This window comes from uncultured Odoribacter sp. (assembly GCF_937966165.1).
Taxonomy (GTDB): domain Bacteria; phylum Bacteroidota; class Bacteroidia; order Bacteroidales; family Marinifilaceae; genus Culturomica.
Genome location: NZ_CALCLB010000005.1, coordinates 1 through 20656, shown reverse-complemented (window position 1 = coordinate 20656; position 20656 = coordinate 1). Strand labels below are relative to the sequence as shown.

Here is a 20656-nt window from a genome sequence, read left to right as displayed (position 1 = left end):
CAATGTTAAAAGCAGTCAAACCGCTTCCAAGATTCAAAAGTTTATTATTTCTCCATTTATTACCAATTCCCCATTTTCTATTTTTATCTGTGTAAAATCCGCCATAACAACATCAGCCGTTCTCAAAATTTCCCGATTTCCCACCCCTACACATTTCATTCCTGCCTGATGGGCTGCTTCTATTCCCGCAACGGCATCTTCGAAAACAATACAATCTTCGGACGATAATCCCAATAGTTCAGCCCCCTTAAGGAAAACTTCCGGATCCGGTTTAGCCTTTGTCACATTGGTCCCATCCGCTATGGCATCGAACATTTTCTCAATGCCAACTTGTTTTAAAATAGTTTTCGCATTTTTACTGGCTGACCCTAATGCAACCTTAATTCCATTCCGATGTAGGGCATTTAAAAAATCCCGGACCCCCGGTAAAACTTCGCCGGAAGTCATCTTTGTGATATAACTCAAGTATATTTGATTTTTCTTATCTGCTAATTTCAATTTCTCTTCCTCGCATAAATCAACTCCTCCAATACTCAATAATATATCCAAAGAAGCCATGCGACTTACTCCTTTCAGTAATTCATTGTCTCTTTCCGTAAATTCAAATCCTAATTCAGCAGCAATTTCTTTCCATGCCAAATAGTGATATTTCGCCGTATCGACAATTACTCCGTCTAAATCGAAAATACAAGCTTTCATGATTCTCTTATTTAATTTATTTTTTATTTTCTATCCCCTCACATTCCTCAGTATGGTGAGAATAAGTCTCTTTAATAATAAATACGCAAACAGCTCCTATCACTAATAATACACCGGCTAATACCAGCATCCCAATCTGTTTTCCTCCCACAACATGTAATAAAAATCCTCCGGCCAGGGCTGCAACAATCTGTGGTACACATATCGTCCCATTGAATAACCCCAGGTAAGCTCCCATATTTTTACCAGAGACAGAATTGGTCAGAATTGTAAAAGGCATAGCCAGCATAGCAGCCCATGCAAAACCGATCAAAACAAAAGAAATGAAAAGTATATACTGATTGTGAATAAATAAAGTGGAAATAAAACCAAGTCCGCCTATTAACAAACTAAGGGAGTAAGCCCATTTACGGGAACGGAATAAAGGCAAAACAACTGCCCAACAAACAGAACCTATTGCCTGGACAGCAAACAAAACCCCGACCCAATTCCCGGCTTCCTGATAACCGGCAGAGGCTGTATCTCCGGTTCCCCAGACATTTTGGGCGATAGCTCCATTGGTGTAAGTCCACATATACATAAATGCTGCCCAACAAAAAAACTGCACTAATCCCACCGTCCAGAATACTTTGGGAGCATGAATCAATAAAGAAATAAAGTCACTCTTTTCTTTTTTTTCTTCAGCAGTAATTCCGTGAAACTCTTCAAATTCTTTAGGAGGCATTTCTTTTACTTTTACAGAAGTATAAATCACACATAAAATCAAAATAATAGCTCCCACATAAAAAGAATAAATGACTGTATCCGGGATCATCCCCGGAGCAGCAATATTTTGTATTCCCACTAATGTGAAAAAGAAAGGAAAAAGATAACCGACTAAACTACCGGCATTACATAAAAAACTCTGAATAGAATAAGCTAATCCTTTTTGCTCCTCATTTACCATATCCCCGACCAGCATCTTAAAAGGCTGCATCGCCATGTTGATAGAAGTATCCAATAACATTAAGGCAATAAGTCCAAACAACATGGCATTCATATAATGAGTGAAACTCCCTGCATTGGGCAACAAAAACATGACAATCACCGCCAGTAATGAACCGACAAACAAATAGGGAATACGGCGTCCGAAACGAGTCCAGGTGTGGTCACTGAGCGAACCAACAATCGGCTGTACAATAATTCCGGCCAAAGGAGGCAATATCCAGAAATAACTCAAAGTATGCGGATCTGCCCCTAAGGTTGCAAAAATACGACTCACATTAGCACTTTGTAATGCATAAGCAATCTGTACGCCAAAAAAACCGAAACTAATGTTCCATAAGGTCCAGAAACGAAGTTGCGGTTTGCACTTCAAATTTGTATTTTCTACCATAAATTCATTTATTACATTTCTGACTGATCAGCCTACAATCCATAAAATGATACAAACCGATTTTTATTTATACGGAGATTTTTTATATCAGTTAAAAAGAAATCTGAAATTCTAAGCCGTTTTACATATCCCCTCTCCCACGCATCATTAAAATATTTATAATCAAATGATTATAATTCATTCTTGCGCAAAAGAAACATTTTACAATCTTTAGAAACAGTCAGAAAAATGATAAACAATTGCGATTCAGATTAAATCTAAATAATAGAGGAAAAGATGTCCGGGGAACCGTAAGCCGGGAAAGAAGAGCATGTATATAAAGCGCAGTAATAATAAAAAACAATAAATCCCTTGCGGATATATGAATACATATTACCTAGCGGAAGCATTCATTAAGCAAAGATGCTATTTAACTGCAAGGGATTTACTAGCTTCTATTTTTTCAAGAACACCTTATACTCTGTGGACTGCATTTTGAATGGAGTGGATAAGGCCGCATCCTTTCCCGTAAAAGCGTCCACATATGAATTTAAAGGCATCTCTTCAAATTTAAAAGAGACATTTTTCCGGCTCAAATTGAGGATAACCAATAATTCATTATCCCCATTGGTACGGGTAAAAGCAAAAACCTGTTCAGGAGCAGTTGTATGTAAAATACGCATTTTTCCGGCCTCTATACCTGCCCATAAAGCCGGATTCTGATGTTTTAATTTATCCAGCTGTGTATAAAAAGCTGTCAATTTTTTATCATCGCTCCATTTGATTTCATCTTTTTCGAAGAATTCCAGCCGATGATTCAATCCTACTTCCTGTCCGCTATATACCAAAGGCATTCCCGGTACCGTATAAGTTAATACAGCAAATGCCTTTTGCATATCTCCAAAACGTTCATTAATTGTACCATTCCAACTGTTTTCATCGTGATTTGTCAAAAAATTCATAAGAATTGTACGGGGAGCATACATACTATCCACTTGGTGAAAATAAGCCGGTAAAGCAGCAGCCGTTTTTTTACCAGCCGCGATATCATTCATCGTATGTAATAAATCCCAGGCATAACAAGCATCAAAAGCAGTAGCTGTCAACTCCGGCTCCCAGGCTTCTGCCAACATAAATACCGGTTTTAAACTATCCAGCGCCATTCTGGCTTCTTCCCAGAAATCGGTAGGGACCATTGCTGCTACATCACAACGATAACCATCGATATCCGCTTCTTTTACCCAAAATTTCATACTTTCAATCATATATTGACGCAAGCCCGGTTGTTCATAATTTAAATCAGCTACATCCGTCCAATCAGCTACAGGGGCTATAACGGAATCATTGATTTGCGTATACCAATCTTCATGTTCTACGATCAACCAATTATCCCAACCTGTATGATTTGCAACCCAGTCCAGAATTACTTTAAATCCCATCTCATGAGCCTTTTTGACTAATGCTTTAAAATCGTCCATCGTCCCAAATTCAGGATTTACTTTCTGATAATCCTGAACAGCATAATAACTCCCCAGCGATCCTTTTTTATTTTTTTCGGAAATCGGCTGGATAGGCATAAACCAAAGTATATCTACACCTAACTCTTTTAAACGGGGCAAATGATCCGCAAATGCATTGAAAGTTCCTGCCTGAGTATATTGACGGACATTTACTTCATAAATCACCGCATCTTTAGCCCAAGGCACAACCTGAGGGGTTTTAAATACAGGCACTGGCGTAGCAATCTCTTTATTCCGGTTTTTTTTGTCTTTACAAGCCGTAAAAGCAATCATTAAAACAAAAAGTACAAATAAAAATTTTCTCATACGTTCTAATTTAATATTATAAATCAATAAATTATAGCAATCCGGCACCGCTATCTCTTTTAATTATAAATAATCTCAATCCCATTCGCCGGTACATCGACAATTAATTTCGAATTATCATAACTGAAACGTCCTCCGAATAAGGCTTTAAATTGCTCTTTCCTACTCCGTTGGGGAAGATCAAGTTTCAAAGTCACCTCTTCCGTTTCTTTATTAAAAACCACAATAACATCCTGCCCGAAATACGAGCGTAAATAAGCATAAACTTTACTCTCCACCCGTAGAGGTATAAAGTCGCCATACATCAGCGCCATACTACTTCTTCTGAATTTCATCAAAGTAGCTGTCTTTTCCTTCACCATTTTTTCTTCTTCGCTTAAATTTTGAAAACGCATCATCCGGCGGTTGTCCGGATCATTCCCTCCCGTCATTCCAATTTCATCACCATAATAAAGTACGGGTATACCCGGTATGGTAGCATTGAAAGCAATAAGTTGTATCAACTTGTCGTAAGCAGTTTCATCCGAAGGCCTACGCTCCCCAATGCTACGGGTCCAGCCGGCAACTTTGCTGTCTTCTTCAAAAGTAAGATCCCCTGCAGCATAAGAAATAAAACGAGCTCTGTCCTGATTTCCAGAAATATACGACATGAGATTGTGTACCCCATAATAATGAAAACTTTCTTCCAAAGAGTTATTCAAACGCTGAAAACCGACATCAGGACGGGCAAAAGTTGCAACAGCATCATCGTAAACATTAAAGTCAAATTGTCCATCCATCTGTCCCGAACCAATATAAGAAGCAATTAATTCCCGGCTTCCATAGGTTTCCCCTACCTGATAAATAGTAATATCCCTGGGAAGCATTATGTCTTTTTTCAATTTATATGTCAATGTTCTCCAGAATACTTCCGGGATATGTTTGGTCGCATCATGACGGAAACCGTCCAAATTATATTCTTTTATCCAAAATAAAGCTGAATCTGTCATTGGTCCATACACCTCAGGATTTTCCAAATTCAGTGTGGGTAAAAATGTATCGAACCATGTTGTGAGGCGGTGTTCGTCCCAACGTTCGGTATTCAGAGAGCCGTCAGGCAAATAAAGGTCTGTTGCCCACTCCTGATGTTGTTTATAAAGCGGATGTTCCTCGTGTACATGATTCGCCACATAATCGAGAATTACATTTATATTCCGTTTATGCGCTTCTTCTACCAGCTCTTTCAATTCTTCTGAAGTTCCATAGCGGTAATCGACTTTAGAAGAAGAAACCGGCCAATAACCGTGATAACCTGAAAATTTCGTCTTCGGATCTTTCCAAAATCCGTAAGCTCCTTCGGGATTTTGCGTAATCGGAGATAACCAAATTGTATTCATCCCCAGGGAATCGAAATATCCTTCTTTTAATTTTTGTGTAATCCCTACTATATCTCCCCCCATGTAATTGGCAAGAGGTAAAACTTCTTTCGGATCCAAAGGATGATTATTTTCTCCCTGAGCATCATTAAAACGGTCTACCATCAGAAAATAAAGGGTAGAAGCCCTTTTATCAAACCGATTTAAGAGAGAAGCTTTTTCTATTACTTTCCCTTTATCAAGAGGAATAAAAATGTCATTGGAAACGCCATATTTATTTATAGCCCATACCCTTAATTCAGAACGTTTTAATTTACGCGCTTCTTCAGGAATCACAATGCCTGTAACAGAACCGGACTGAATGATGCTCCTTTGACTGAGTAACTGATTCTGAATATATACGAGCCATTCTTCCACCGGATTTTGACTCGAAAGAAAAACAGTGTCCCCACTTACTCTATCCGTAAAAATTTCAGGGGCTTTTTCAACTTCTTCCCCCACTTTCAATACAGAATTATATCCTCCCATATTATTATCCATCCGCTCCTTATTGCCCGGGTCCAATTGTTTGCTGCCGTCCAGAACTAATAAATATTGATATTGCCCGGGTGCCAGATATAAAGTGGTTTGCCACAACCCATCCCTTAATTCTAAATTTGTATTGTCCGGATTCCAAGCATTCATTTCTCCTGCCAATTGTACTTTATGATATTGTTTCCCCTGAGGATCAAAAGTATATTTCACAGGCTTTTTAACACTCCGGAGCACCGGAATATCATAAGTATAACCTTCATACCGAAAACGGATATTTTCCATTGCTTTCATCCCTTTTTCCGGAAGAAGTAAAATTTCTTTCTTTTCTTTTTCCTCTATTAGTTTTACATTCGAAGGCGGAATAATCTTTTTGATCTTTTCCGGATAAAGAAAATAATCTGTCAAATGGACACGGGTGGTATCAGTATTTAATTGTATCGGCGTAGCTAAATCATATACCGCAGAATGTTCAGGTATACGGACAGCATCTCTTTTACACGTCCAGAAAGACAAAAGTAAGAGCATTATTGTAATAATTTTAAATATCATTCTTTTTACTATTATAGCTTTATAATTGAAAATTATAAAATTAATAAATCTTTCTTTAGCCCCCAAACACTAAATATATTGCTGAAACGATCAAAAACAAGTTTCCGACAAAACAGCATTTATGTCAAATGACAGATGTACCGTCTTCAAAATTAACGGCTGGTACTAAATACTTTTCTGGTAAACATTTAACGTCCCAGTTGTTCAGAAAGTTTCAAAGAGGAAAAACACTTGTCTTTAAAAAGCTTTTTCCGGGATTCTGTGCTTAAAAAGCCTGCTATCCGCCATTTAATCAAATATTAATATTTTTTATGTAAATAATACCAACGTCTTTCAATAAAGTTTACGTATACAGCCTAAAATGTCTTTCTATTTTCGGACAACTATACCATGTAAACCTGATGATTATGAAACGAAAAAAACTGACGAGAACTTTGTTTCCTATTTTATCATTTATTCTTTTACTGAGCCTGAACAGTTTTGGTCAGGAAATAAATCTTACAGGAAAAGTGACAGACGCTGCTGACGGCCAACCTTTACCGGGAGTAAGTGTCGTCATAAGAGGCACGTATACAGGAACAGCCACTGATCTTGACGGCAACTATAATTTAAAAGTTAACCCGGGAGATGTGCTGGAATTTTCATTTATTGGTTACAGACCCCAGCAGGTAACGATTACAAACCAACGGGTACTGGATATTGCCCTTCAGGAAAATTTGCAGGAACTTCAGGAAGTTGTAGTCATCGGTTACGGACAAGTCCGGAAAAATGATGCCACTGGTTCTGTTGTAGCTATAAATGCGAATGATTTTAATCCGGGGGTAATGTCATCTCCTCAGGATCTTCTGATCGGGAAAACGCCGGGGGTACAAATTACGACCGGAGGAGGAGCTCCGGGAGACGGAGCCACAATCCGTATCCGGGGAGGTTCCTCCATGAAGGCCAGTAACGATCCTTTGATCGTTGTAGACGGAGTACCTTTGGATAATTCTAATATTTCGGGTATGCGAAATCCCTTAAACTCCATAAACCCGGCTGATATCGAAACGTTCACTGTACTGAAAGACGCCTCTTCTACGGCTATTTACGGAGCCCGTGCTTCTAACGGAGTGATCTTAATTACGACAAAACAGGGTAAAAAAGGCCAACCTTTCCGGGTCAATTATTCCGGGCAAGTCAGTATTGGCTGGAAAGAAGGAAAAATTGATGTCATGAACGCTGACGAATTCCGGGAAACTGTAAAAAAACAATTTGCAGGAAATGCAAATATTATAAATAACCTCGGTACAGACAATACCGACTGGCAAAAGGAAATTTATAGGATTGCCGTTAGTAACGACCACAACCTGGATTTTTCCGGATATAAATACAATACCCCTTTCCGATTATCTTTAGGTTATACTAACCAACAAGGTATTTTAAAAACAACCAATCTGAAACGTTTTACAGGGGCCTTGAACCTGAATCCTTCCTTTTTTGACGATTTCCTGAAAATTAATATACATGCTAAAGGAATGTATATTAAAAATAACTTTGGAAACTCAGATGCGATCGGAGAAGCCTTACTTTTCGACCCGACCCGGCCCGTAATGGACGGAAATGAAAGATTCGGCGGATATTTTACCTGGACACAGGCAACTACCGGCAACCCTAATATTATTGCTACCAAAAATCCGGTAGCTCATTTAAAACAACACAGTGATAAATCAAAAGTAAAACGTTTTATCGGAAATATTCAATTTGATTACCGCTTGCATTTTTTTCCGGATATGCGCGCCAACCTGAATTTGGCTTACGATTATTCTAAAAGTGACGGAAAAGTGATTGAACCGGAAGATGCTGCCTGGACTTACGACGAAATACACGGAAGCGGTTATCACAAAAAATATAACGAAAAAAAACACAATGAATTGCTAGAATTCTATTTGAATTATAACAAACAGGTAGAAGAAATTTACAGTACTTTCGATGTAGTTGCGGGTTATTCCTGGCAGCATTTCAAAAAAAGCAGTTATTCTTATGCGACCAATACAGCCGGAACTTATGTAAAAGAAAATAATGAAGATGCGTCTGAAAATTATCTTTTGTCTTTTTTCGGTCGTCTCAATTATACTTTTATGGATAAATACCTATTGACCTTTACGTTAAGAGGAGACGGATCTTCCCGTTTTGCCAAAAATCAACGTTGGGGGACATTTCCTTCATTAGCCCTTGCCTGGCGTATCGACCAGGAGGACTTTATGAGTCGCTTTGAAAATCTCTCCACTTTAAAACTACGTTTAGGATACGGTATCACAGGGCAACAGGATATTATTGGGAATGATTACCCTTATCTACCCAATTATACGATCAGTAATGATAAGGCCCAATACCAATTCGGCAACGACTTTGTATATACTCTTCGTCCCAACGGTTATGATGCCCATATTAAATGGGAAGAAACAACGACCTGGAATGTCGCTGTAGATTTTGGATTTTATAACAACCGGATCAATGGTTCCATCGATTATTATTACCGTAAAACCAAAGACCTGCTCAATGAAATTCCTATAGCAGCCGGATCTAACCTGACAAATAAATTGACTACAAACGTCGGTGACTTATCCAATCAAGGATTCGAAATTACCTTGAATACTGTACCGATTACGAACGACTCCTGGCATTGGGAAGTAAATGTCAATATGTCTTACAATAAAAACAAAATTATCAAGCTCATCCGGAATAAAGACCCTAATTACGTAGGTGTTTTAACCGGAAGTATTGCCGGAGGTACAGGTACTACGATACAAATTCACAGCGAAGGGCATCCTTCCAATGCTTTCTACGTTTATCATCAGGTATACGATGAAAACGGAAAACCTCTGGAAGGAGTGTATGTTGACCTGAATGGAGACGGTATCATTAACCAACTCGACCTTTACCGTTATAAAAGTCCAGCTCCCAAATGGCTGGCTGGCTTTTCTTCTTACCTGAAATATAAAAACTGGGACCTTAATATTGCTGGTAGGTTTAGTTTTGGCAATTATGTTTATAATAATGTCCAGTCCAATGGCGCTTTATACAGTCGTATGTATGATAATACAGGTTTTTATTCCAATATTCCCACTGCAGTAAATAAAACCAATTTTCGGGAAGCTCAGTATTTTTCCGACTATTATGTTCAAAATGCTTCTTTTATGAAACTGGATAATATTACGCTGGGATACAATTTTCAGAAATTATGGAAAAACCGTATCGATTTAAGAGTATTCGCCATTATGCAAAATGTATTTACAATTACCAGATATAAAGGTCTTGACCCTGAAATATTCAATGGTATCGACAACAATATTTATCCCCGTCCCCGTACTTTTTTACTGGGAGTCAACCTGGGTTTTTAAATCGTAATTTGTAAATCTGTATATTATGAAAAACTATATTCAATATCCGAAATTCCGGTTTTATACGATCTGGCTTTTGTTCGCCTTCGGTGCAGGTTCCTGTATAGGAGATCTGAATACAACTCCTATTGATAAAGACATCATTAGTTCTAAAAATGTATATGACAATCCGGAAGCCTATCGCCAAGTCCTGGCAAAAATCTATTCTGTTTTTGCCTTAAGCGGTCAGATCGGCCCGGATGGCAATCCGGACTTATCTACAAACGATGAAGGTACCTCGAACTATCTCCGTCAGCTTTGGAATCTTCAGGAACTTACTACAGATGAAGCAATTTGTGCCTGGAATAACAGTGGACTTCCCGATTTACACAACCAAAGCTGGTCGGCTGCAAATGACTATATCACCATTACCTATGAACGTATTTACTATTTGATTTCTATCGCAAACGAATATTTAAGAGAAACCACGGACAGCGAACTGGATAAACGGGGGGTCAGCGGACAGCTTCGTACGGACATCGGATTCTATAGGGCTGAAGCCCGTTTCCTCCGGGATCTGGCTTATTACCAAGCTTTAGATTTATATGGAAATGTCCCTTTTGTGGAAGAAAGCAGTGGAATAGGTACCTTTAATCCGGAGCAAATCAAACGTACAGATCTCTTCACCTGGCTTGAAAAAGATCTGATAGAAGTTCTTCCCTTGCTCAAAGAACCCCGTACAAATGAATACGCCCGGGTAGACCAGGCTGCAGCCTGGACTGTTTTAGCCAAACTGTATTTAAATGCTGAGGTATATACCGGTTCCCCGAAATATACAGAAGCCATTACGTATTGCAATAAGATTATCCCCTATTACCATCTGGAAGATAATTATCACCATCTCTTTATGGCAGACAACCATACGGCTGAAGGTATTATTTTTCCGATCGCTTTTGATGGAACTCATACCCAAACCTATGGAGGTACAACTTTTTTAATTTTTGCTGCATTAGGAGGTGACAGTATTGTTACCCAAGACTACGGAGCAAGCGGAAGCTGGGCCGGAAACCGGACAACAGCCGAATTTATGGCAAAATTTGATCCGGGAGACAAAAGAGCTTTATTTTTTACCAAAGGACAAACCAGTACCGAAGTGAATCTGCAATCAGATTTCAAGCAAGGAGTTATTGTCACGAAATTTACAAATATGAAATCCACGGGAGAACCCGGTTCAAATTTAAATTTTGTGGATACAGATTACCCCATGTTCCGCCTGGCAGATATTTATCTCATGTATGCAGAAGCCGTATTGAGAGGAGGCCAAGGAGGCAATTTAGGTACAGCTCTCGGTTATATTCAAGATATCCGGCAAAGAGCTTATGGGAATACTTCCGGTAATATCTCCGCCGGAGACTTAACTTTGGATTTTATTCTGGAAGAAAGAGCCCGCGAATTGTATTGGGAAGGACACAGACGAACAGATTTAATCCGTTTCGGCAGATTCAGTGAAACAAGCTATACATGGCCCTGGAAAGGAGGGCTCAAAGAAGGGCGGAGCGTAAATGCTTATTATAATCTCTTCCCTTTACCTTCCTCCGACTTAGGAGCCAATCCTAACCTGAAACAAAATCCGGGATATTAAAACAGAATTTAATTTGAAACAAGAGGAATATGAAACGAATATACTACATCGGAATTATACTTATCCTATTCGCACTTCAGGCCTGCGAAACAGATAACAAAAAATATTATGCCGGAGATTATATCTCTCCGAAAATTGACCTGCCTGTAACAGGAAGCCGTATTACTTTGACTGAAGCTACAGCCAATGATTCGGTTCAATTTAAATGGGAAGCAGCAGCATTCGGTTTCCCTGCAGCAATAACGTATACGGTACAAATAGCTATACCGGACACCTATTTTGAGTCTGCAGTAAAAATAGCGGAATCAAAAGGTACTTCTGTAGCCGTTACCCAAGCTACTTTAAACAATAGTGTCCTCATTGCTGGCCTGGTACCGGAAACACCGACTGAAGTCGAAGTCCGGGTCAATGCTTCTATCAATAATAATATCCGGACACTTTATTCGGAACCGATACGATTGATGATTACAGCCTATAACGTAGAAGTTGTTTATCCCATTCTTTTTGTCCCGGGTAGTTATCAAGGTTGGAATCCTGCAGATTCATCCACCGTTGTAACCTCCCCTAAAGCGGACGGTACTTATGAAGGCTATTTCTACTTCCCGGCGAATACTGAATTCAAATTCACAGGCCAACCGGACTGGAATCCACTCAACTGGGGAGAAGGAGGAGGGGGCAAACTTCAAGCCGGAGCGGGTAATATTAAAGTCACTACAGCCGGTTTTTATAAAGTTATTGCCAATATCAATAATCTCACCTATTCTCTTACACCTGTAAGCTGGAGCATTACAGGCAGTGCAACCTCCAATACTCCTATCGCCCTTATTTATAATGAAAGTAAACACGATTTGGAAATTACCACCCACCTGAATCCCGGAGAATTTGTATTCAAAGAAACAGGGGCCGGTAATCGGGTTCTGGGACTTTATTTCGGAAATCAACTTACAGATAATGGAAGCCAAATTATTGTAGAAGAAGGAGGTAATTACACTATTTCATTAAATCTACAAAAATACCCTTACACATTCTCCATAAAATAATTTTTCAACTTCCACATTCCTTCATTTCCGGACAATCCAAAAGAATAACAAATATGATTGGATCGTCCGGAAAATTTTAATAAATCCCTGTCAGGATACCATCGAAACAATTAAAATCTTTTTTCCATACCTTTTATTTTTTACTTTAAAATATATAACTTTGCGCCTCAATATTTTAACGACATAAACAAATCAGATATGGGAAGAGCGTTTGAATACCGTAAAGCACGGAAATTAAAAAGATGGGGCAACATGGCCCGTACATTTACCAGAATAGGAAAGGAAATCGATATAGCTGTCAAAGCGGGTGGACCGGACCCGGCGAATAATACACGCCTGCGTATTCTGATCCAGAATGCTAAAGCTGAAAATATGCCTAAAGAAAATGTCGAACGTGCAATTAAACGGGCTGTTTCCAAAGATACTTCTGATTATAAAGAAATCGTATACGAAGGTTATGCCCCCTACGGAGTTGCTATCGTGGTAGAAGCTGCTACCGACAATAATACCCGTACCGTTGCCAATGTACGGCATGCGTTTACGAAATTCGGTGGTTCTTTAGGTACGACAGGTTCTTTGGATTTCTTATTTGAAAGAAAATGTGTATTCAAAATCAATAAACCGGAAAACTTTGATATCGAAGAATTTGAACTGGAAATGATCGATTATGGTGCGGATGAAATCTTTGAAGACGAAGACGGGATCATTAATATTTATGGTTCGTTTGAAGCCTACGGAAACATTCAGAAATATCTGGAAGAACAGAAATACGATATTGTCAGCGGAGAATTTACCCGAATCCCTGTAGACACCAAAGAATTAACTGCGGAACAAAGGGCTGAGGTGGATAAAATCCTGGATAAACTGGACGAAGATGATGACGTAACCAATGTTTATCACAACATCAAGGAAGATTAATCTCTGATTTTTTGCAGATTCAAAAATATAATTGCATATTTGCACCCGCAAAAGAAGTAAGTTAATTCTTCGAAAAGATGACTTCGTAGCTCAGCTGGTAGAGCAATTGACTCTTAATCAATGGGCCGTGGGTTCGAGTCCCACCGAGGTCACTAATTAAGAAAAGCTGTCGGAAAAATATTTCCGGCAGTTTTTTATAGATTTTACAACAGGCTTTTTTCCAGTGCCTTCACGGACTTTGTTAAATAATAATTGTAATCAACAACAAAAGTTTTTCCCGGTCTTCGTCAAATATATTTACCCTCAATGTTAAGAGAATAAGTTTATCTTTTTACGCATCTTTACCTATATTTCCAATGTATTTCTTAAATGAAATACAAATGCCTGTTAAAATAATATTTTAAGCTACTTTTACCCTTGTCTTTTCGTCTATGAACGAATTATCTGGTATTTTTCTAATCCTGTTATGCTTATATTTCGATAAATACAGCTTATACGTTTCCGCGTGTTTTTGCAAAAGGACAAATTAAAATTACCCCTGAAAACAATGTTCCAAGGGTAATTTTGTATTAAAATACTTCTTAATTTACTTTTCAGCTATAGCTTTTTCTACGGAAACTGATCGTGTATTTTTTCCAGAAGACATTGTATTTATTCCGCTTGTGGCAGAAGAAATTCTGGTCATTGTCATATCTGTTGTTACAGGATCTACATTGTAAGAATACCAGCTATCCGGCTTTTTAAAATGGTATCCTACACCGATAATATCGTCCTGTGTTATCCAGGTGACAATATTGCCTTTTCTCTGACTAATCATACAGGTATATTTTCCGAGACTAATACTATAGGCTTTTGTAGCACCTGTAAAGGCAACCTGATTCCCATCTTCGTCTGTACCTATATTTTCCTGGTTTTCAACCCTAATCGTACCATCTGCTGCGGTGAAGTTCATGGTAAAGGGGAAATTCGTAGCCAGATCGGAACCACCCCAACCATATACCAAATAAGAAGTCCCTGCCACTTTTTCAACAATTTTCACTTCAAGGGTTACGGCACTACCGTCTTTCCTGGATTTTGCATTCAGTCTCCAGGTTCCCAGATAGTCTGTGTAAATATAAAGTCTTTGAGTTACCTGGATCTCAACATTATAACCGTCCAGACTAAGGGTAACTACAGCTGTACGGGCAGCAGTTCCTGGATTCTTTTCAGCTGTAATATTTACATAATTGCTGCCCTTGCTAACACTTAACCAGGATGCACTGGATTTAGCCGTAAATGTTCCGGAAGCTTCTACTGGCACTTTCAGAGTTTCTCCGTCATTGGAAAGAATTACGTCCGTATTTTCAGGTATTAAAACAATACCGTCCTGAGTAACAGTAACAGGTACATTAAAAGTTCCCGACGTAAGCATTACAGTCGTTGTCCGGATAGGATGACCACTATTATCGGCAGTTTTGAGTACTAACGTATCCCCCATTACCCGGGTCGTCAGCCAATCTGCCTGCGATGTTGCCGTAAACGGTATTTCACAATCCACGAAAATAAAAGCTTCACTGGCTTTAATAGGCATCATAATCTCTGTTACTTCCGGAGCCGGAGCTCTATTACCACTTTGTGTTACAGGAACAACTCTTTCTAAACCGTTTTGTTTAATAAGTACCAATCCTGTACGTCCATTTACTGTATTATTCGGAGAAGCTGTAACGGTGATAGTCTTTCCGGAAACGGATACCGTAAACCACTCCTGATCAGCAGTAGCAGTAGCCCCGGGAGCTTTTAGTTCGATGGTTCCCGTTCCTCCGAGTACTGAAAATATTACCCCGGAACTTTCTATTCCCAGTTCTGGAACTGTAGTATCATTTTCTCCATCAGAACAGCCTATTGCAAAGGCAAGCAGACAAAGAGAAAATATATAAAATAATTTTTTCATAGTCATAAATTTTATTGCTTTACAAATACAACATTGGTAAACCGGCCATATTGGCTGGCATAACTGCTGACTCTAGTCCCTGAATCATCGAAAGAATAATAATAGAAAGAGTCTGCTTTGTAGTCAACCCACATCTTATCATCTATCATAGTAATAACCATTTTACCATTTTCTTCAGAAACGACTCCTTTTAGTCCGGCATCGCCCCATGTTAAATAATTGGTGGATGAATCAAACATAACAATACCCATATACAATCCTTCTGAAATAAGCCCTAATCTTTTTTGAACTTTCAGACCAATTATACCTGCTCCCAGATCGTATTTCAATTCTAAATCATAAGGGAACACACTACCGGAAAGAGTATACGTTTTTTTACTTTCTTTCTGACTTATCGTAACTGTTGCGGTTTTACCACCAGTATATTTCATTGTATAATTTCCCAGATAATCATTATAAAAATGGAAACCTTCAGGCATATATACGGCTAACTTCGCATCTACTCCTGCATCCGTACAAATAAAAGATTTTTGTTCTTCATCCCACTCGAAATTTTCCATGGTTACTTGCTGATTATTTCTGTCGTCTCTCGTATAAACAAATGGTTCGTACAGTTTTATTCCTGTAGGGGTACAAGTGAAAGCTAGATCCTCTTCACTTACAACCGTCTCTCCCTCTGCATTAATTTCATTATAAGAAACTGTCAAAACCCGACCAGAACGATTTGCAATACAAATCGTATCTTCATTTATCAAGAAGTTATAATTTCCATAAGAGGAAGCTTCTTCTGCTACTAATACTTTCTGGAAATATTCTTTTGCATTCAATGGTCCATCCAAACGGGTCATCACCAGTTTATTGCCATATTTCTTCCCTTTCAGTACGATTTTACTGGGAGTCACTTCCATAAATACAAATTCATAATCCCCGCACATACCGTCTACATCCTGAGAACCTTTGGGTTCTGTAAAGTAATGGATGATTTCATTGTAGGTATTAAAAGTCAATACCGGTCCCATATCAGAGATGATATCGTATTCAGAAGAAACAGTATCTCCCATTTCATAATGCGTGGTTGCTACCTCTGAACATAAGGTTACATTTCCGTCTGCCGTAAACTTAGCAATCATGTTGTATCCTCCGATGGAATGATTTTTCTCGGGATAATAAACCAGCAACCAGCCGTTTTCAGCAGCGGCAATTGTAGCCCTGTATTCCTTCATGGCAGCCGCAATCCTTTCGGCCGCAGAAGTGTCAAATATATCTTTCTCGTCTTCAATGCAGGATTGCAAAGAAAAGAACGGGAGAAGAAGGATTAGATATAGTATTTTTTTCATAATATACTTTTTTAAATGTGTGTTAAATCCAATTGATCAATACTGTTACCACGTTTCAATACGACCTCCCGTAGCTTGTAAATATCGATATTCCAGGAATCTTTCAGATAATTTTTTACAATTTCGAATTTTTGTTCAATAAGCTGCTTACCGGTTTTTTCATTTCCTGGTGCTGTCGTGTTGGCCGATTCCAACAGCACATCCCAGGTTTCTTGATCCCGGGTTACAAATATTGAAATAATCTCAACGAAATCTTCGCTATCATAACTGCGGGCATACTGACTTACAAAACCCTTTTCTTTAGCCTCAGCTAAAGAGGCCGAGTTCCAGTCGTCCCCGATATAATCATTCTGAGTAATACCCAAAAAATCTACCGGATAATTTTTGATCTGATTCAGGATATGACCAAACTCATGATGCATGGTTTTTAAATAGGCATCGTTCAATTCTGCAGCCGTTATCGTTTGGGGATTGATATTATTTACCCGATAAAGCGTAATTTTTAATCCCCCTTCTGCTGTACCCAAAATAACAGTATTATTACTATTATATGCACCGGAGCCAATCATATGAATAATTCTCGGCACATAGGTACGGGTAAATTCCAAGCCTGCAACTTCATCATAGGCTTCCAGCCATAAATATTTGATTAATTTAGCTAAAGCCATACATTTATCTGGCATAGCCGGGGCCAAAGTATAATCCATACTCGATTCAATATCTTCCATCTTGTATTTAACCTCTATATTATAAGGATAAACATAATTAGAAAGTAACCATTGGTCAAATGCAGTCCCGGACTCATCTGTTGTATCAAAAATACTATGACTGCTGGGTTCATTTTCATCACAGGACCAGAGAGATCCTGTCAATGTAAAAGCGAGCAGATATATTACTATTTTTTTCATATTTCTCTTTTTTAATTACATAAATATTACCTTGGATTCGGAGTCATTCCGGCACTGATTACATCGTATGGAAGCTGAAGTGCCCGTCGCGGATCGTCTACTTCCAGGGAATCTGTAACTGTCACATCATTGTTTGGATTGACATAACGACGGTATATTTTTATACCGAAACGTTTAATATCGAACCAGCGTAATCCTTCGTGTATAGTTTCAATGCGGCGGAAGTGTAATAAACAATGCAAGAAATTTTCTTGCTCTTTGGAAACAATGGGTATGGCCGGATTTAATTGTTTCTTTACCGTTGGTTCATAAGGCGTATAATCAGCCAAATCCGAATAATAACTATTAATCAATTCCCTTGTCAACTTTATAGTAGAAGTGGTATGCCGGGACATCCAAATCGCTAAATCATTGGTTGCCCCACTGTAATCCTGAAGCATTATATAGGCTTCAGCCCGGCAAAGAAGTAATTCATCGGATTGAAAAGCAGGTAAAATAGAATGAACATATCCTTTTTTGGCTACAGGATCCGTATATTCAAAATAGTAAGGCAATTTCGGCGTACAAAGATAACCTGCTGAATAGTTCAATGCTGGTAAATAGAATAACTCGGCATTCCATTTGCCCCAAGGTCCTTCTGACTGTACAGTTTCTAAAGCTGTGAACTTACAATGCTGGTATTTCTTTCCACTGTTATAATTCCCAAAAGCTACAGCAATATTAGAATTTAGTGAAATAAGCATTAGATTTGCCTGGTGTTCGGTCTTTACATAATCCTCCGCAATAGGCCCGTATTGCGCAGACCGATCAATAGCGGTCATATCCCGAAGAATATTTTCAGGATTACCACCAAATACTAGATTTGCACACTCAATTACTTTATCGTATTTGTGTATATAGAGATAAAACCGTGCAGCAAAAGCATAAGCTGCTTTCTTATTAAAATGATATTTCGGTACCGTGTAAATGTTATCGTCTACAAGTGGAAGAGCTTCCTCTAAATCCTTTTGTATTTTTTGATATACTTCGGCCACTGTACCTCTTTCATAATAAGGACTCACGGTCGTTTCTGGTATTTCCATATAAGGAATTCCCAAATCAGAAGTACTGGTTTGTTCATTATATTGTTTACAAAAGACATTGACCAAAAGGAAATGATGATAAGCCCGGATCAACAAAGCTTCCGCTTTTTGCGGATTCAATTCTTCCGGGTTTTCATAATTTTCGATAGCTTCTAAAGCATGATTGGCCGTAGCAATAGCCGCATAACAACTGGCCCAAAAACTTTTAGGAGAATCTGCCCCCTCTTCCTGAGTATCTTCCCAAGCATAAGTTTGTTCCTGAAGCCTGCCCAAAGAAGAATAACCATTATTACCGCGGTCATCTATATTATCAGACATAAACTCTGTAAGGTAAACATAAGACGACGCAGCATATCCCGTTACAAGTAATTTTGTTATATTCTGCTTTGTATCAAGCTCGGTCCGATTATCAGGAGTAGTACTCAGATAATCGTCGCACGAAACACTGAGCAATGCCAGCGCCGTGATAAATAGTAATATAATATATTTCTTATTCATAATCATTAATTTTTATAAGCCTAACCTTAAAGTGAATGTGAACTGCTTGGGCACAGGAGCGGCAACACCACCGGAACGGAAAAATTCTGGATCCTGACCATTCAGCTTATCGTCAGCATAAATCAGGAAAAGATTAGTCCCCTGTACTTTCATGGATAGACTGTTAAAGCCAATCTTGGTAAGAAGTCTTTTAGGGAAATCGTAAGATAAAGATATTTCCTTCATCCGGATAAACCCACCGTCAGCCGTACGTACATCAGAATAATTATAGGTATTATAAGCATAATTCAATTTTGAATTGTTTTTATGCTGACGTTGACTGACAATTACAGGTACATGGGTATATTTTTCATCTCCCGGTACCATCCAACGATTTTTGAATTCTTTCGGCATAGCATCCAAATCAGAATATCTTCCTTTAAAAACCGGATCCAGACGGATCTTATTACCAAATGAATAGGTCATAAATACATTCAGCTTTAATCCTTTATAAGAGAATGTATTTCCAAAACTACCCGTAATGGTGGGTTCACTTGAACCTTCATATTTCAAAAAGCCTAAATCGGTAGTTTGAAAATAAACATCCGTTGAAGTAATGTTCCCGTCCTGATTCAGAAATACAGGAATACCGTCCTCATTCAGTCCCCGGAAAGGAATTGAAAATAACGAACGCACCGGATAACCTTCCAAACCAAATCCGTTACCGGTAATCATATCGATAGCCCGTTTTCTGGTTTTCATTTTGCTAATTTCATTCTTAGCATATGAAAAGATTAAATCAGTAGTCCACCGGAAATTCTTCAAGTTGATGTTTGTTGTAGATAAAGAAAATTCTACACCATGAGCTTTCATTTCAGCTACATTAGCCATTTTATCAACTACACCGCCAACCCCTACAGTCGTAACCGGGCCAATTAAATCATAATTGTTACGTTTATATCCGTCAATTGTAAAATTGATCCGGTCATTTAAGAAGCCCATATCTACTCCTATATTCAGCTCATGTTTTTTCTCGTAAGTCAGTTCGCTGTTTTCTATATCATCTAAATAGATCGCTGTCTCTTTTGCATTCGTTTCCGGACGGAAAGGCGTACCACTAAGATACACAGGCTTAGAGTTTGTCACACTTGATGGTCCCCGGTCTGCCGTCAAACTATAGGAAGCTCTTACTGTAAAATGAGTAAGTGCAGGTTCCAAATTCTTGAAGAAATCTTCTTCATGCATATTCCAAGCTCCCGATATATTCCAGGTTGGAATCCAACGGGATGAATGACTTTTACCTAATTTATTGGTTCCTTCATAACGGCCAGTTCCACTGACGGTATAACGCCCCTTATAGGAATAGGTTGCTGTTCCGAAGAAAGCAGCTAAACGGGAGCGGCTATTGTCTACTGTAAAATAATCGGAATTATCTTCTACGCCTTTTTTAAATACTTCATAAGCATAATAAGAAATGTCTCCCATAGAATACTGACGACCCCAACCACGTGACCAGTTTTTTTGACGATCAACGGTTTGCAACAACATACCACCGTAAAAATTCACAATATGGATTTCATTAAATACCTGATTCCAGGACAAATCTGCACGGAAGTCATAACCGAGCATCTTATTGTCGGTTCTTT

13 protein-coding genes and 1 tRNA gene are annotated in these 20656 nt (G+C 38.6%); 5 read left to right on the top strand and 9 right to left on the bottom strand.

Going from position 1 to position 20656, the window contains the following annotated elements; all coding sequences use genetic code 11:
• Positions 1 to 33: 33 nt before the first annotated feature.
• From pgmB to Q0465_RS01135, 4 genes are all read right to left on the bottom strand, one after another.
• Positions 34 to 699 (bottom strand): beta-phosphoglucomutase, encoded by a 666-nt coding sequence (pgmB, locus tag Q0465_RS01150; protein WP_298611632.1) that lies wholly within the window; start codon positions 697 to 699, stop codon positions 34 to 36.
• 16 nt (positions 700 to 715) lie between these two features.
• Positions 716 to 2056: an SLC45 family MFS transporter gene (locus Q0465_RS01145; protein ID WP_298612101.1), complete on the bottom strand. Its 1341-nt coding sequence runs from the start codon at positions 2054 to 2056 to the stop codon at positions 716 to 718.
• A 452-nt stretch (positions 2057 to 2508) separates the two neighbouring features.
• Entirely contained in the window at positions 2509 to 3879 is a 1371-nt protein-coding gene (locus Q0465_RS01140; RefSeq protein ID WP_298611629.1) for an alpha-amylase family glycosyl hydrolase, read from the bottom strand.
• A 59-nt stretch (positions 3880 to 3938) separates the two neighbouring features.
• Positions 3939 to 6293 (bottom strand): alpha-amylase family glycosyl hydrolase, encoded by a 2355-nt coding sequence (locus Q0465_RS01135; RefSeq protein WP_298611626.1) that lies wholly within the window; start codon positions 6291 to 6293, stop codon positions 3939 to 3941.
• 431 nt (positions 6294 to 6724) lie between these two features.
• Between Q0465_RS01135 and Q0465_RS01130 the strand changes: the two genes are divergently transcribed.
• From Q0465_RS01130 to Q0465_RS01110, 5 genes are all read left to right on the top strand, one after another.
• The gene (locus Q0465_RS01130; protein WP_298611623.1) at positions 6725 to 9697 is read left to right on the top strand and encodes a TonB-dependent receptor; all 2973 of its coding nucleotides are present in this window, start codon (positions 6725 to 6727) and stop codon (positions 9695 to 9697) included.
• Between the two features lie 25 nt (positions 9698 to 9722).
• The gene (locus Q0465_RS01125) at positions 9723 to 11318 is read left to right on the top strand and encodes a RagB/SusD family nutrient uptake outer membrane protein (protein ID WP_298611621.1); all 1596 of its coding nucleotides are present in this window, start codon (positions 9723 to 9725) and stop codon (positions 11316 to 11318) included.
• Between the two features lie 29 nt (positions 11319 to 11347).
• On the top strand, positions 11348 to 12358 hold the full coding sequence (locus Q0465_RS01120) for a SusE domain-containing protein (protein ID WP_298611618.1): 1011 nt from the start codon (positions 11348 to 11350) through the stop codon (positions 12356 to 12358).
• 198 nt (positions 12359 to 12556) lie between these two features.
• Positions 12557 to 13276 carry a YebC/PmpR family DNA-binding transcriptional regulator gene (locus Q0465_RS01115; RefSeq protein ID WP_298611616.1) on the top strand — a complete coding sequence of 240 codons (720 nt, stop codon included), beginning with the start codon at positions 12557 to 12559 and terminating at the stop codon, positions 13274 to 13276.
• 79 nt (positions 13277 to 13355) lie between these two features.
• Positions 13356 to 13428, top strand: a tRNA-Lys gene (locus Q0465_RS01110).
• 434 nt (positions 13429 to 13862) lie between these two features.
• On the opposite strand, the gene Q0465_RS01105 is transcribed toward Q0465_RS01110, so the two are convergent.
• From Q0465_RS01105 to Q0465_RS01085, 5 genes are all read right to left on the bottom strand, one after another.
• Complete coding sequence (locus Q0465_RS01105; RefSeq protein ID WP_298611613.1) at positions 13863 to 15206, bottom strand: BACON domain-containing carbohydrate-binding protein; 1344 nt, start codon at positions 15204 to 15206, stop codon at positions 13863 to 13865.
• A gap of 11 nt (positions 15207 to 15217) precedes the next feature.
• Positions 15218 to 16543, bottom strand: coding sequence for a DUF4302 domain-containing protein (locus tag Q0465_RS01100; RefSeq protein WP_298611610.1), 1326 nt, complete (start codon positions 16541 to 16543; stop codon positions 15218 to 15220).
• A gap of 11 nt (positions 16544 to 16554) precedes the next feature.
• Entirely contained in the window at positions 16555 to 17451 is an 897-nt protein-coding gene (locus Q0465_RS01095; protein WP_298611607.1) for a putative zinc-binding metallopeptidase, read from the bottom strand.
• A gap of 26 nt (positions 17452 to 17477) precedes the next feature.
• Positions 17478 to 19031: a RagB/SusD family nutrient uptake outer membrane protein gene (locus Q0465_RS01090; protein ID WP_298611604.1), complete on the bottom strand. Its 1554-nt coding sequence runs from the start codon at positions 19029 to 19031 to the stop codon at positions 17478 to 17480.
• Between the two features lie 12 nt (positions 19032 to 19043).
• Positions 19044 to 20656 (bottom strand): TonB-dependent receptor (locus tag Q0465_RS01085; RefSeq protein WP_298611601.1); only part of this gene is annotated, 1613 nt, incomplete at its 5' end.